General features: G+C 69.7%; 12 protein-coding genes. 4 read left to right on the top strand and 8 right to left on the bottom strand.

The genetic code is table 11. The annotated features are described in order from the left end of the window. Positions 1-19: 19 nt before the first annotated feature. The 7 genes from SHK19_RS08270 to SHK19_RS08240 all read right to left on the bottom strand — a co-directional run bounded on the left by SHK19_RS08270 (position 20) and on the right by SHK19_RS08240 (position 11210). Positions 20-4921, bottom strand: a complete 4902-nt coding sequence (locus tag SHK19_RS08270) for a beta strand repeat-containing protein (protein ID WP_322938358.1) — start codon at positions 4919-4921, stop codon at positions 20-22. Positions 4922-5108: 187 nt separating this feature from the next. Next, positions 5109-6404, bottom strand: coding sequence for a cyclopropane-fatty-acyl-phospholipid synthase family protein (locus tag SHK19_RS08265; protein WP_322458101.1), 1296 nt, complete (start codon positions 6402-6404; stop codon positions 5109-5111). After that, on the bottom strand, positions 6404-7801 hold the full coding sequence (locus tag SHK19_RS08260) for an FAD-binding oxidoreductase (protein WP_322938357.1): 1398 nt from the start codon (positions 7799-7801) through the stop codon (positions 6404-6406). Before SHK19_RS08260 ends, SHK19_RS08265 begins: the two co-directional genes overlap by 1 nt. A 219-nt stretch (positions 7802-8020) precedes the next feature. Further along, positions 8021-8365: a cytidine deaminase gene (locus SHK19_RS08255; protein ID WP_322938356.1), complete on the bottom strand. Its 345-nt coding sequence runs from the start codon at positions 8363-8365 to the stop codon at positions 8021-8023. Continuing rightward, on the bottom strand, positions 8358-9698 hold the full coding sequence (locus tag SHK19_RS08250; protein ID WP_322938355.1) for a hemolysin family protein: 1341 nt from the start codon (positions 9696-9698) through the stop codon (positions 8358-8360). Before SHK19_RS08250 ends, SHK19_RS08255 begins: the two co-directional genes overlap by 8 nt. A 17-nt stretch (positions 9699-9715) precedes the next feature. Further along, on the bottom strand, positions 9716-10183 hold the full coding sequence (gene ybeY, locus SHK19_RS08245; RefSeq protein ID WP_322458097.1) for an rRNA maturation RNase YbeY: 468 nt from the start codon (positions 10181-10183) through the stop codon (positions 9716-9718). 7 nt (positions 10184-10190) lie between these two features. Further along, positions 10191-11210 carry a PhoH family protein gene (locus tag SHK19_RS08240; RefSeq protein WP_322458096.1) on the bottom strand — a complete coding sequence of 340 codons (1020 nt, stop codon included), beginning with the start codon at positions 11208-11210 and terminating at the stop codon, positions 10191-10193. Positions 11211-11346: 136 nt separating this feature from the next. On the opposite strand from SHK19_RS08240, the gene SHK19_RS08235 reads away from it, so the two are divergent. Continuing rightward, positions 11347-11607 (top strand): hypothetical protein, encoded by a 261-nt coding sequence (locus SHK19_RS08235; protein ID WP_322458095.1) that lies wholly within the window; start codon positions 11347-11349, stop codon positions 11605-11607. 1 nt (position 11608) lies between these two features. On the opposite strand, the gene SHK19_RS08230 is transcribed toward SHK19_RS08235, so the two are convergent. Next, positions 11609-11989, bottom strand: a complete 381-nt coding sequence (locus SHK19_RS08230) for a histidine triad nucleotide-binding protein (protein WP_322938354.1) — start codon at positions 11987-11989, stop codon at positions 11609-11611. A gap of 67 nt (positions 11990-12056) precedes the next feature. On the opposite strand from SHK19_RS08230, the gene SHK19_RS08225 reads away from it, so the two are divergent. From SHK19_RS08225 to SHK19_RS08215, 3 genes are read left to right on the top strand one after another with little or no spacing between them, the layout of a single operon-like run. Then, positions 12057-12659: a SigE family RNA polymerase sigma factor gene (locus tag SHK19_RS08225; protein WP_322938353.1), complete on the top strand. Its 603-nt coding sequence runs from the start codon at positions 12057-12059 to the stop codon at positions 12657-12659. Continuing rightward, a complete protein-coding gene (locus SHK19_RS08220; protein WP_322938352.1) occupies positions 12656-13687 on the top strand; it encodes a GerMN domain-containing protein in 1032 nt (343 codons plus the stop codon). Before SHK19_RS08225 ends, SHK19_RS08220 begins: the two co-directional genes overlap by 4 nt. A 28-nt stretch (positions 13688-13715) precedes the next feature. Then, on the top strand, positions 13716-14630 hold the full coding sequence (locus tag SHK19_RS08215; RefSeq protein ID WP_322458091.1) for a Gmad2 immunoglobulin-like domain-containing protein: 915 nt from the start codon (positions 13716-13718) through the stop codon (positions 14628-14630). Positions 14631-14685: the final 55 nt, after the last annotated feature.

The following is a 14685-nucleotide window of genomic DNA, read 5'->3' as shown; positions in this document are numbered from 1 at the left end:
TCGGCTCGACCCAGGTTGGTCAGGGACATGTGGTTCCACCTCCGGAGAAGGTCGCGGGCGCGTTGGCGGCGGCAGTGCCCTGCGCGCCACCTCCGATCAGCGATTCGGCGTAGGTCGCGAACGCGGCGCCGTCCGTGGCACCTCCCGCATAGCCGGGCTGCCGGAGCGTTGTGTTCTGGCTGGCGACCAGCCGGAAGTCCTTGTCGGCGGCATCGCTCGACCCGGTGATCGAGTTCGCGTCGAAGTCGACACACGTCGCGAACGTGTCGGCGGCGTCGACACCGCTGTCGACGCGGATGCCCTGGAGCAGGGTGATCAGCGGGGTGGTGCCGGGGTTGGCGAGAGTGTTACCGCTGACCTTGAGGTTGAACTGACCGCTCTCGGCGACGCCGCCGCCGGCAACGAACTGGATCCCGCTGGAGTTGTACTGCCGGACCTGGTTGTTGGTAACGGTGAACGTGGCGTTGCCGTCTCCGAACGTCGTGATCTCCATGCCGTCGCCCTCGAGGGAACCCGAGTTCGCGTCCGCAGCGGCACCGATCGTGTTGTTGCTGATGGTGGCGACGAGATTGTTCGTCCCGGCCGCGTCATCCCGGCTCTTGATGATCGTGAGCATGTTCGTCTTCGAATCGCGCATCGTGTTGCTGAGGACGTCCATCGTCGCGGCGCCCTTCGCGCCAGCGACGAGCGCGATGCCGCCACCGCCAGTGTTGATGGTGGGCTCGTTGTTGGTGAACGCGTTCCCGGTCAGATCCAGGTCGCCACCGCCCGTGCCGTCGCCGATGTACTGGAACAGGTCGCCGCTCGCATCGGTGATCTGGCTGTTCTTGTACTCGACGTCCATGTCGGCGGTCCCGATGCCCTCGAACTGCACAGCGTCGTCGCCGCCGGTGTTGTCCAGCGAGAGGCTGTCCACGTTGTCGAACGTCGCGTCGAGGGCGCCTGTCGTGTTGTCCACCATGATGTTGGTGAAGTAGCCGCCACTGACGGGGACGTTCGTGACGTTGACGGTTCCGGTCAGCTCCTCGAACCGCAGGCCGCCGTCCTTGTTGGCCGTCAGGTCGCTGGTGCCGAGGGTTCCGTGGACGACGCTGTCGGCCAGGGTGAGGCCGTTGACACCGATACCGCGGATGCCGTAGTTGGTCGCGCCGTTGATCCGGATCCGCGTGAAGGACGGCGCGGAAGTGTTCCGCAGCACGATGGCGGTGCCCGCCGGGACCACGCCAGCGTCGTCGGAACCCGTCATTCCAGCGATCGTGCCGCCGGAGCAGCCCGTCGCGTCGGCAATGGTGCAGGTCCCGCCGGTGCCGGTGACGACCAGGTTGCCGGCAGTGCCTGTGGTATCGAGCACGATGCCCTGGCTGCCGCCGTTGGCCGAGATCCGCTGGAAGGTGAGGTCGGCAGCCCCGATGTCGGTCGTCACGACGCTCAGCGCCCGACCGGTCGTGCTGTCGATGGTGTTGCTCGACCCGGTGACGGTGACCGTGCCGCTGGCATCGGCGTTGAAGCCGCGCCCGCTGGTCGTGTCGATGTCCAGCGAACCACCGACGAAGGACAGGGTGTGCCCGTCGCTGCTCGTCATCGACACCGCGTTGGACGCGCCCGTGTTCAGTGTCTTCGTGGTGCCGGTGAAGTTCGTCGAACCCCCGGTGTTGCCGGAGAGGGTGATGCCGCCACCCGCGTCGTTGGAGTCGGCAACGGTTCCTCCGAAGCTGACCGAGCCTCCGGTGCGGCCGGTAACCTCGGCGGTCGCACCCGTGCCGTCGTTGAGGTTGCCGGGGTAGAGGACGGTGCCCGAACCGCCGTTCAGGTCGAACGCGATTCCGGCAGCACCGGAGAGGTTGCCGCCGCTCGCGGAGAACGTGCCCGTCGTCAGTCCGTCGAGGTTGACACCGTCGTTGGTGCTGTTGGTGGAGGTGACGGAGGTGAAGTTCAGGAAGGCACCTGGTGCGTTCACGACGTCCACGGCGGGTCCCCCCGTCGCGGTGGCGCTCGCTGTGGTCACGGTCACGCCCGCCGCGTTGCTGAGAGCGAACGCGGGCGTGCTGCCCGACGTCGTCGTGAGGTTCATGCTCGCGAAGGTGACGGTCCCGGTCGTGTTGGTCGCTGAGGCACCACCGGCGCCGGACGCGCTGGAGGTGACCGTGTCGAACACGCTGGTGCCGAGGTTGGTGCCGTTCAGGTTGACCGCCTTGGCGCCGGTGGTCGTGACCGAGATGGTGCCCGTGGCGGCGAAGCTCACGGTGCCCGCGTTGGCGGTGAGGACGCCGGTGGCACCCGAGGTGCTGACCGTGAGGTCGGAGACGTTGAACGTCCCGGAGGTGCTGTCGAGCTCGAGACCCGGCTGGGTGCCGGCCGTCCCGGCGTCGACGATCCGCACGTCGGCGATCGTGCCGCCGACGTCCCCGGGTCCGCCGGCGATGCCGCCGCCGGCGCCCGACGGATCGAGCTCGAGGCCCTGGACGGTGTTCCCTGCGGCCAGGGTGACGACGTCGGCTCCGCTCGCGGTGATCGTGGGCCGGTTGCCGGGCACACCCGTGGCCAGGGTGTCGGCTCCGACCACCAGGTCGGAGACCTCGCCGAGCAGCCGCTGGTTGAGCTTCAGCGTGATCCCCGCGCCGTAGCCGGTGGTGGTGTTGTCGCCGTCGTAGAGGTAGATGGTGTCGTTGGCTGCGGAGGCGGTCTCGGCCTGCGCCAAGGTGTCGAACGGCGCGGTGGACGTGCCCGCGTTGCCGGTCGGGTCGTCGTTGTCGACGTACCAGACGCAGCCGTTGGTCTCGATCGTCACGGTGCCCGTGTCCGAGCCGCCGTCGCCGTCCGAGACGGTGTAGTCGAACGAGTCGGAGTGGTCGGTGCAGCTGGTGCCCGCCTTCGGGGTGTAGACGAAGTCGCCGTCGGCCTCGATGACCGCGGTGCCGCCGTCGGCGCTGTTCACCGTCTCGGCGGTGATCGTGAGCGGTCCGGCGCTGTCGACGTCGACGTCGCCCGCGAGCAGGTCACCCGTGATCGACTTCTTGGGCCCGGGTTCGCTCGGGGCACCGTCGGTCGGGTCGTTGTGGACGAGGACGGTGTTGCCGACGGCGGCGTTCGCACCGGTGTAGGACTCGTCGTCCGCCACCGGGGCGTCGTTCACACAGGTGACCGTCACCGAGACCGTTGCCGTGTCGCCGTCCGGCGTCAGCGTGTAGGTGAACGTGTCCGGCGTCGTGCTGGGCGGGTCGTTGCAGTAGTTGTCATTGGGTTCGTAGGTAAGGTCGGCGCCCGCGTTGGTGATCACCACCGTGCCGTTGGTCGGCTGGGTCACCGAGGCGATCGACATGGTGCCGGTGTCGCCCTCGGTGTCGTTGGCGAGCACGTCGATGGTCGTCGCCGGGTCGTCCTCGGCCACGGTCTTGTCGTCGTCGGCCGCTACCGCGGGATCGCTCACACAGGTCACGGTGACCTCGACGGTCGCGGTGTCACCGTCCGTGATCGTGTAGGTGAAGTCGTCGGTGGTGACGCCGTCGTTGCAGTAGTTCTGGTCAGGCTCGTAGGTCAGGTCGGCACCAGCGTTCGTGATCACGACCGTGCCGTTCGTCGGCTGGGTGACATCGGTGATCGAGAACGCGTCGCCCTCGGCGTCGCCGTCGTTCGCGAGGACGTCGACCGTGGTCGCGGTGTCGTCCTCACCGACCGTCGCGGTGTCGTCCACGGCGTCCGCCGTGTCGTCGAAGCAGGTCACGGTCACCTCGACGGTCGCGGTGTCACCGTCCGTGATCGTGTAGGAGAAGTCGTCGGTCGCAGTGCCGGGCGGGTCGTTGCAGTAGTTCGCATTCGGCTGGTAGGTCAGGTCGGCGCCGGCGTTCGTGATCACGACCGTGCCGTTCGTCGGCTGGGTGACCGCGGTGACCTGGATGACCTGGCCCTCGTCGTCGTCGTTGGCGAGGACGTCGAACGTCGTTGCGGGGTCGTCCTCGTCGACGGTCTCGGTGTCGTCCTCCGCGACCGGGACGTCGGCCACGCAGTTGACGGTCATCGCGACGGTCGCGGAGTCCCCGCCCGGCGCGAGGGTGTAGGTGAAGTCGTCGGTCGGCGAGCCGTCGTTGCAGTAGTCGGCGTCCGGCACGTACGTGAGGTCGTCACCACCGTTGGTGATCACCACGGTGCCGTTGGCGGGCTGGGTGACCGAGTCGATGGTGATGGGACCGCCGTCGGCGTCGGTGTCGTTGGCGAGCACGTCGACCGTTGTCGCCGGGTCGTCCTCGTCGACAGCCGCGGCATCGTCCACGGCGACGGGGTCTTCTCGGTCGAGGTTCCGGCGCCGCTCGCAATCGGCGTTCACGGTGTCGTAGAAGTCGACCCGGGCGACGTCGGTGCCGTCGCCGCAGCTCGCGTGGTCGACGTTCCCCGCGCCGTCGCGGTCGTAGATGGTGTCGTCACCGACCTGCCCGAAGTGGTCGTCGCTCCCGGAGCCGCCCCGCAGTACGTCGTCGCCGTCGCCGCCGTAGACCACGTCGGCGTCTTCCCGGCCGAACACCCGGTCGGCGCCGTTGTTGCCCCGGACGTCGTCCTCGCCGAGTCCTCCGACGATGAGGTCGTCGTCGTTCCCGCCCAGGAGGTCGTCGTCGTCGTTGTCCCCGTAGATCGTGTCCTCGCCGCTCGCGCCGTTGAGGGTGTCGTCGCCCGCTCCGCCGCGCACGTCGTCGTCACCCGATCCGCCGTCGATGGTGTCGCCGCCGAAACCGCCGAGGATCAGGTCGTCCCCTCCGAGGCCTTTGAGCGTGTCGTCACCGCCCTTGCCGCAGATGACGTCGCTGCCGGACGTGCCGTTGAGCACGTCGGGGCCGGCTGTGCCCTCGATCGTGCACGCGCTGCCCATCGGCGGTGGATCGGCCCAGCTGACACTCGGCACTGCCGAGACCACCAGAGCCGCGGAGGCCATGAGAACGGCGAACGGACCAGCCTTTGACGCGCGCGCAGCGGCCATCTTCTTAGCTCCCGCAAACCTCAGACCGCGACTCCTCGGAGCGACGCGGCAAGTGACCCCCGACGATGGGCAGACTTTGCCACCGGCGAAGGCCGGCGGGAGCGGAATGGAAGAAGTGCCCGGGTTTTTTACCTCGAACGGACTACCAGGTGGGGCGCAAGGGGAACCCGTTGCTGCCGTCGTCGGTGACCTTGGCGGCGAGGATGTGGTGCAGCTGGATCTCGTTGCGCTCGAAAGCGAGCCGGGAGCCGGCCATGTAGAGGCCCCAGACGCGGCAGGTGTTCTCGCCGACCTCCGCGACGCACTCGTCCCAGTTCGCCTCGAGGTTCGCGCACCAGCCGGCCAGCGTCCGGGCGTAGTGGACCCGGATGTTCTCGACGTCGTGGACCTCGAACCCCGCGTCGTGCACCGCGCTCACCAGCCGGCCCGGCGCGGCGAGCTCGCCGTCCGGGAAGACGTAGCGGTCGATGAACTCCCCGGTCCGCGTCGACTGGTAGCTGTTGGCGCGGGTGATGCAGTGGTTGAGCAGCCGGCCCTCGGGCTTCAGCTTGTCCTTGACGAAGCCGAAGTACGACGCGTAGTTGCGCACCCCGATGTGCTCGGTGAGGCCGATCGAGCTCACGGCGTCGAACGAACCCTCGCCGACCAGCCGGTAGTCGAGGTGACGCACCTCGGCCAGGTCGTCGAGCCCCTGCCGCTTGATCTCCTCCTGCGCCCACTCGGCCTGCTGCCGGGACAAGGTCACGCCGAGCGCCTTCACGCCGTACTCCCTGGCCGCATGACGGACCATGCCGCCCCAGCCGCAACCGAGGTCCAGCAGCCGCTGGCCGGACCGGAGGTCGAGCTTGCGGGCGACCAGGTCGTACTTGGCGGCCTGTGCCTCCTCCAGCGTCGCGCCCTCGTGGGGGAAGACCGCGCACGTGTAGGTCATCGACGGCCCGAGCACCATCTCGTAGAACCGGTTGGACACGTCGTAGTGGTGGCTGATCGCCTCGGCGTCGCGGCTCAGGCTGTGCCGGAAGCCCTCGAAGACCCGGCGGACCCGCGACGGCGCCTCCTCGGGCGGAGGCGGCGGGGGCACCAGGTGCGAGATGCCCAGTGAGCGCACCAGGGTCACCAGCTCGGCCGGGGTCGGCCGGCGGAACTTGATGCCGTGCTTGAGGACCTTGAGCGCCTCGTAGGGGTCGCCCGGGTGCGCACCGAACAACTGCAGGTCGCCGGACACGTAGGCCCGGCCCAGCGCCAGGTCGGGGTCCGGCGAGCTCATCAGGTAGCTCAGCCCGCGCTCGGTGGCGACGTGGAAGCGGTAGGGCGCGTCCTCCGGACCGGCGGCACTCCCGTCGTACGCGGTGATCCGGAGCGGGAGCGGCTCCCGCATCAGACTGTCGAACGCCTCGGCGATCGAGAGCTTGGTCCTGGTCTCGGTGCTCTGGCTCATCAGTGGCTCCTCACGGCCTTGTCGTAGAGAGAGGTCAGACGGTCATCAGGGTCGTAGCGCCGCTTGACTGCGGCGAGGGCCGGCCCGTTGTAGAGCCGGTCAAACGTGTCGGGGTCGTAGAACGCCTCGGAGTAGAGGCTCTTGTGGCCACCGAGCTCGTGGACCTTCGCCTCGATGGCCCGGTTCTTCGGCGCGTTGACGGCGTCGGGTCCGACGTGGACCGTGCCCCAGAACCCGACGTTGACGTAGGTCGCGCCCGGCTCGAGCGGGTAGGCCGTCCAGGGCCTCCCTTCGCTGGTCGAGCCTGTCGAGACCAGCGGGCACAGCCAGACCGGTCGCATCCCGACCTCGGCGTCGAACCAGTCGAGGAACTCGGCCAGTCGCTCCACCGGCACCTCGACGTCCTGGACGACCCGTTCGCGGAGCGGACGCCCGGCCCGGCGGTCGAGCCGGTCGGCGATCGCGAACTGGCGGTCGAGCTTGAGCAGCCGCATGTAGACGTCGGAGCGGCGCTTGCTGGCCGGCCAGACCTTCCGCAGCAGCGGGTGCTGGGCGCCGAACGCACCGGAGCACCAGAACCAGTCGGTGTCCCAACGCCACAGGTAGTCGTGGATGGTGAGCAGGTCGGTCTGCCGGTCCCGGATCGACCGGTAGTAGATCTGCTGCCCGGTGTAGTCGGACGGGGTGCGGTGGGAGTCGTCCGTCCAGCGCGCGAGCGTGAGGTAGTACTCCCCCGGCGCGAACGCGACCCCGTCGAGACCGTCGACCGGCCCGCCGTCATGCTCCCTCGCCCGGGTGATCTCCTCGATCGTCTTGGCGAGCAGCCCGGGGTCGTCGAAGCGGACGTGACGGAGCGCGACGTACGACGGCACCCGCTCGAGCGCGATCCGGAGCCGGGTGGCGTAGCCGAGGCTGCCGTAGGAGTTGGGGAAGGCGTCGAACAGGTCGTCCCCCGGCCGGGTCGTGACGACCTCGCCCGCACCGGTGAACACATCCATCTCGAGCACCGACTCGTGCGGGAGGCCGTTACGGAAGCTGGTCGACTCGATGCCGAGGCCGGTGACCGCGCCGCCGAGGGTGATCGTGCGCAGCTGCGGCACCACCTGCGGCATCAGCCCGTGGGGCAGGGTCGCGTCGACGAGGTCCTCGTAGGTGCACATGCCCTGGACGTCGGCGGTCGGCGGACCGCCGGACGCAGGGTCGGGAGCCGGGTCGACCTGGATGACGCCGGTCAGGCCGCTCACGTCGAGTCCGGGGGCAGTGCTCGCGGCACGCGCGCGGAACAGGTTGGTGGTCTGCTTCGCCAACCGGACCGGGTCACCCGGTGGGATGGCTGAGTACGACGACCCGAGCCGCTCGACGGCGCGCAGATGTTCTTCCCAGGCACGGTCTGCCACGCGTCGAAAACTACCGCGCGACGGGGACAACGCGCACGGCAAAATCCTGCCGATTCCTACCCGCGCACGTCCGAGCCGTGTCAGGATCCCAGCCGAGTGCCCTCGACCGGCTCGTGATGTCTCGTTCCTGCTCGCGACATCCGCTCCGCTGGACAACGGCGCCGCGCGGCGGACCCGCCCCTGAAATAAGGGGCGGGTCGCCATCATTTCGGGCTGTTCTCACACGGTGACGGTCGCGGCGATCGTCCCGCGCGGGTCGCCCAGGTGGGCGACGACGCCGTCGCTGCCGGCGAAGTCACCGAGCACCGCGCGGTCGGTGTCGGCGAGCGCTCCCGACGCACCCAGCACGACGACCGCGTCGATGCCGGCGGACCCCGCGGCGACCGCCATCGCCACGCAACACTGGACCGCGGTCAGCTGGAGCGACGGAAGGTCGACGGTGGCAGCGGCGTAGGTCCGGCCGTCGGTGTCGCGCACCGCTGCGCCCTCGGCCGCGCCGATCCGCGCTCGAGTCGCACGGGCAAGGGTGAGGAGCTTCTTGTCCTCGGCGGAGAAGTCAGACATGAGGGCGATTATCGCGATGGTCCCGGGACGAGCGATGAGCGACCTCGTCGGCCGTCACCTCGTCGGGCGTGAGCCTCCTGATCCGAACCGTGCCGACCCGGTTGCGGCGGCCGGAAGCCTGCTCGGCCTCGAACCGCAGTCCGTGACACTCCACCGCCGAGCCGGGGATCGGGACCTTGCCGAGGTGCTTGGCCATGAGTCCGCCGATCGAGTCGACGTCCTCCTCCTCGACGTCGAAGCCGAACAGCTCGTCGAGGTCGTCGATCGGGTAGCGCGACGACACCCGCACCTCGCCCCCGTCGAGGTGCTCGACGTCGATCTCCTCCGTGTCGTACTCGTCGGTGATCTCGCCGACGATCTCCTCGAGCAGGTCCTCGATCGTGATCAGCCCGGCGGTGCCGCCGTACTCGTCGACGACGACGGCGACGTGCTGGCGCCGTGCCTGCATCTCGCGCAGCAGGTCGTCGACCGGCTTGGAGTCCGGCACCCACAGGACCGGCCGCATGATCTCCTCGACCCGTTGCGTCAGCTCGACGTCCGGAGCCTCGAAGTCGCGGCGGACGACGTCCTTGAGGTAGGCGAACCCCTGGACGTCGTCGAGGTTCTCGCCGATCACGGGCACCCGGGAGAAGCCGGAGCGGAGGAACAGCGACATCGTCTGCCGCAGGTTCTTGTAGGTCTCGATGTAGACCACGTCGCCGCGGGGCACCATCACCTCGCGCACGGTCGTGTCGCCGAGCTCGAAGACGGAGTGGATCATCTTCCGCTCGTCGGACTCGATCACCGCCGACGCCTCGGCGATGTCGACCAGCTCGCGCAGCTCGGTCTCGGTGGAGAACGGTCCCTCGCGGAACCCGCGGCCGGGCGTGATCGCGTTTCCGATCATGATCAGCAGCTGCGGGAACGGCCCGAGGATCCGGGTCAGCGCCCCGAGCGGCCAGGCGGACCACAATGCGACGGTGTCGGCGTGCTGCCGCCCGAGGGTCCGCGGCGCGACGCCGACCACCACGAACGACAGGACGAGCATGGCGCCGGTCGCGATGCCGACCTGCGCCCAGAACGACTGGTCGACGTACTCCGTGACCAGGATGGTGACCAGCACGATCGCGGCGATCTCGCAGAGCATCCGGACGAACAGCGCGGTGTTGAGGTACCTCGGCGCGTCATCGAGCACGACGACCAGCCGCTCCGCGCCGGCACGCGGCTCGTTCGCGAGCTCGCCCGCCCGGGCGCGGGAGAACCCACCCAGGGCGGCCTCGGCGGCCGCAAACAGCCCTGCGAGCACCACGAGGACGGCCGCGGTGACGAGCAACCACAGGTCGCCGGTGGACATGGTGTGCCTCGGCCCGGTCAGCCGGCCTGCGACGAGCCGGCGGCACGCCACTCGGCGAGCAGCTTGTCCTGCAGACCGAACATCTCCTTGTGCTCCTCCGGCTCCGCGTGGTCGTAGCCGAGGAGGTGGAGGATGCCGTGGACGGTGAGCAGCTCCAGCTCGGCGACGGTGCCGTGGCCCGCCGTCTCGCCCTGCCGCTCGGCGACCGCCGGGCACAGGACCAGGTCGCCCAGGACGCCTTCCTCGGGCTCCTCGGTCACCAGGCCGGGTCGCAGCTCGTCCATCGGGAAGGCGAGCACGTCGGTGGGGCCTTCCTTCTCCATCCACTGCGCGTTGAGCTGGGCGATGGTCGCCTCGTCGACGGCCTTGATGCACAGCTCGGCGAGCGGGTGCACCCGCATCTGGTCCATCACGAACCGGCTCAGCCGGGCCAGGTGCTTGACGTCGACGCCGGCGCCCGACTCGTCGAGGACCTCGATGCTCACGAGGGGATCATCCATCGCGGCGCTTGGGTCGCGCCACGGGGGCCGCGTGGACCTCGCCACGCGCGTCGTACTCGTCGTAGGCCTCGACGATCCGGCCGACCAGCTTGTGCCGCACCACGTCGTGAGCGGTCAGCCGGACGAAGGTGAGGTCGTCGACGCCGTCGAGGATGTCCTCGACGATCCGGAGGCCGGAGGTGGTGCCGGACGGCAGGTCGACCTGGGTGACGTCACCGGTGACCACGATCCGGGAGCCGAAGCCCAGTCGCGTCAGGAACATCTTCATCTGCTCGGGCGTGGTGTTCTGCGCCTCGTCGAGCACGATGAACGAGTCGTTGAGCGACCGTCCGCGCAGGTAGGCGAGCGGCGCGACCTCGATGGTGCCGGCGGCCAGAAGCTTGGGGATCGACTCCGGGTCGATCATGTCGTGGAGCGCGTCGTAGAGCGGTCGCAGGTACGGATCGATCTTCTCGCTCAGCGTGCCCGGCAGGAAGCCGAGCTTCTCCCCGGCCTCGACGGCCGGCCGCGACAGGATGATCCGGTTGACCTGCTTCGACTGGAGCGCCTGGACGGCCTTCGCCATCGCCAGGTAGGTCTTGCCGGTGCCGGCGGGCCCGATGCCGAAGGTGATCGTGTGCTTGTCGATGGCGTCGACGTAGCGCTTCTGGTTGAGGGTCTTCGGGCGGATCGACCGGCCGCGGTTGCTGAGGATGTTGAGCGAGAGCACGTCGGCGGGCCGCTCGGTGGTCTCGGCGCGCAGCATGCCGGCCACCCGCTCCACGGTCTCGGGGGTCACCCCCTGGCCGGTGCGGATGATCGCGACCAGCTCGTCGAGCAGCCGTTCGGCCAGGGCGACCTCGCCCGGGTCGCCGGCAAGCGTGATCCGGTTGCCGCGGACATGGATCTCACAGCCGAAGCCGCGCTCGATCATCCCGAGGTGCTCGTCGCCGGGGCCGAGCAGGCTGACCATGTCGATGCTGTTGGGCACCACGACGGTGTGACGGGTCGGGTGCGTCGGTGAGTTGGTCATCCTTGCCCGAGCTGGGCGGCCTTTCTGGTGCGGCGACAGGGCTGGGTCGTGAAGCAGCAATGTTACGCCGGATCAACGCGCAGGCCGACTCCGTTTAGTCCCGCGGGAACTACACAGGGGCGCGTACCGTGTGCGCATGGCGCCCGGTGAGGAGTACGACGACGACGCGGTCGAGCTCGTCGACGACGCCGAGCCGTCGTGGTTCCCCGGCAACCACCTCCCCGAGGACGCCCGCAGGCTCGGCCTGACCCACCACGTGCCGGACGGCGCGCTGCTCGACTTCGCCGGCTCTCTCGACGGCGCGAAGACCTACCACCGCCTCACGGCGTGGTTCCTGCTCGTCGTGTTCGGGCTGCCCGTGCTCTTCGCCGTGATGCGAGTGCTCCAGGCGCTCTGACCTAGCCAGGCGGCCAGGTCATCTGGCGCCCGCCGAGCAGGTGCAGGTGGGCATGGAAGACGGTCTGGTGGGCTGCGGGGCCGGTGTTGAGGACCATCCGGTAGCCGCCGTCGGCGCCGTCGAGCCCTTCGGCGGCGGCGATCTCGCGGGCGGCGTCGAAGAGGTGGGCGGCCGTGGCGGGATCGGCCTCGGCCAGCGCCGCGGCGTTCGGGTAGTGGCTGCGCGGGATCACCAGGACGTGGGTGGGCGCCTGAGGGTTCAGGTCGCGGAACGCGACCGTCGTCTCGGCCTCGTGGACGATGGTCGCGTCGATGTCGCCGGCGGCGATCTTGCAGAACAGGCAGTCGGGATCTGGCGGTGCTGAATTCTGGGGGAGAGTCACGTGCCCACCCTCCCAAATCGGGGCGCGCCGACGTCAACCCGTCGCCGTGGACGCGCGTGGAACTAGCGTGACCGGTTATGCAGCGATTCCACGGATCGCGCCGCCCTCCGCGTGGGGACTCGGCGTGACCGAGGCGCGCCCGGAAGTGCCGTCCGACGCGGACGGCGCCGTCGAGGCGCTCTACCTGGCGCACTGGGACCAGCTGGTCAGGTTGTCGGTGCTGCTGGTGCGCGACCAGGGCATGGCCGAGGAGATCGTGCAGGACGCGCTGGTCGCGGTGCACCAGAGGTGGGACCGGCTGACCGACCACCACAAGGCGCTGGCCTACCTCCGCCAGGCGGTGGTCAACCGCTCCCGCTCGGCGCTGCGGCACCGCGGCGTGGTCGGTCGCTACCTGGCCCGCCAGCAGGCGCCCGAGACGGCGCCGGGCGCCGACCAGCCGGTGCTCGGCGACAGCAGGCGCCGGATGGTGCTCGACGCGCTGCAGCAGCTCCCCCGGCGTCAGCGCGAGGTGCTCGCGTTGCGCTACTACCTCGACCTGTCCGAGGCGGAGATCGCCGACGCGCTCGGGATCAGCCGGGGCGCGGTGAAGAGCCACGCGTCCCGCGGCTCCGCCGCCCTCCGGCCGATCCTCGAAGAGCTCGGCCCGGACCTGAGGACCGACCAATGACCGGCAACGACATGGGCGACGACGAGCGCCTGCGCGCGCTCCTGCACGACGCCGTCTCCGACGTCCAGCCCCACGACGGCCTCGGAGAGGTACGACGCCGCACCCGCGCGCGTCGTACCTCCTCGCGACGGTGGGCGCCGCTGCTCGTCGGCGCCGGGGCGGTCGCGGCAACAGTGGTGGTCGCGACGGTCGTGGTGGCCGGAGTGAACAGCGACCCCGACAGCGACGAGGAGCCGCCGGTCGCGAGCACGTCGACGAGCGGGTCGACGAGCGACCCGACGACCGCTGCTGCCGGCCTCTACTTCGTTTCCAACACCGCGACGGGTCCGCGGCTGTTCCGCGAGTTCCAGGCCGTCACTCCGACGGACGATCCCGAGCAGAAGGTGCTCACCGCCCTCCAGCGGCTCACGCTGGAGCCGCGCGATCCCGACTACGTCACGCTCTGGCCCGCCGAGTCGTTCGACACGGTCCGGATCGAGGACGACCGGGTCGTCGTCGAGCTCGGCACCACGGACGCTCTCGAGGGAGCAGCCGGCGACGGCCGGTTCGGCGTGCAACAGGCGGTGTACACCGCTGAAGCCGCGCTCGGCGATCGGCTCCCCGTGAGCTTCGAGCTGGACGACGAACCGGCCCGCCGGGTGCTCGGCCTGGACGTCGGCACGTTGGTCGCCCGCGACACGAGCTTCACCCTCACCGCTCCGGTCAACATCACCGACCCTTCCGAAGGTCTCCTCGTCGAGGACGGCGCGTTGAGCGCCAACGGCACCATGTCGACCAACGTCCGGCGGGTCGAGTGGACCCTGTCCCTGGACGGCGACTCCGTGCGGCAGGGCCGCGCAACGCCCGCCGACGTCGAGGGTCCCGACGCCCAGGCGACCCTCCACGCCCCCGGCTGGGTGACCGGGGAGATCGACGTCAGCGATCTCGCGCCCGGCGAGTACGTCTTCGAGGTCACGGCCCTCGATGTCGGGCAGACCTCCGACGCACCCGCTGAATTCAGCGACACGCGGACCATCAGCATCCGCTGACCCGTCCACCACCGAGAGGATCGAAATCATGAAGCGTCACGCCTTCCCCCTCGCCGTCGCCGCGACGATCACCGCGCTCGTCCTCTCGGGGTGCGGCGACGACGACGAGCCCGACAGCAACGCCGACGACCCCGCCTCGACGCCCGCGTCCGAGACCTCCGAGCCGACGCCGACCGACGTCACGACCGCGACGTCCGAGCCGACCGCGACCGAGGCGAGCACCCCGCCGGCCGAGACCGTCTCGGTGCCCGTGTTCTTCGTCGGCGACACCCCGCAAGGTCCGCGTCTCTTCGCCGAGCAGCGCGACGTCGAAGCCGACAACCCGCTCGAGGAGGCCGTCGCGCTGATGACGGCGGGCGACACTCTCGACGCGGACTACCGGACGTTGTTCCCCGGTGGCGGGTTCGCCAGCGTCGAGTTCGACGGCGATCGATTCGTGGTCACCACGCAGGACGACGGCTGGAATACGCCCGTTGGAATGAGCAAGCTGGAGGCGAAGCTCGCCGTCCAGCAGCTCGTCTACACCCTGCAGGGTGTCGAGGGCGAGCAGGCGCCCGTGGTCGTCGAGCCATCCGGCCTGCTGTTCGGCATCGATGCCGAGGACGGCATCGAAGCAGCGGACGAGCTCTCGACCCGCGGTCTCGTCAACGTCACCTCCCCCGCAGAGGGCGCGACGGTGAGTGGTTCGTTCGAGGCGAGCGGCGAGGCCAGCTCGTTCGAGGCGACCGTGCCGTGGCTGGTCCGCGACGAGTCCGACACGACCGTCGTCGAGGGATTCTCGACGGCCGAGGGCTACATCGACGGCCTCTACCCCTGGGAGGCCACTGTCGACGTGAGCGGTCTCGAGCCCGGCGAGTACACCTTCGTGGCGATGACCGACGACCCGTCAGGCGGCGAGGGCCCGGGTCCGACCGAGGACACCAAGACGATCGTCGTCGAGTAGGGATCCGGTGGTCGAGTAGGCCGAGCGCCCTGGCGCGAGGCCGTATCGAGACTCG

The sequence above is a fragment of the Nocardioides bizhenqiangii genome (assembly GCF_034661235.1).
Taxonomy (GTDB): Bacteria; Actinomycetota; Actinomycetes; order Propionibacteriales; family Nocardioidaceae; genus Nocardioides; species Nocardioides bizhenqiangii.
This window is presented reverse-complemented; position numbering and strand designations above follow the sequence as displayed.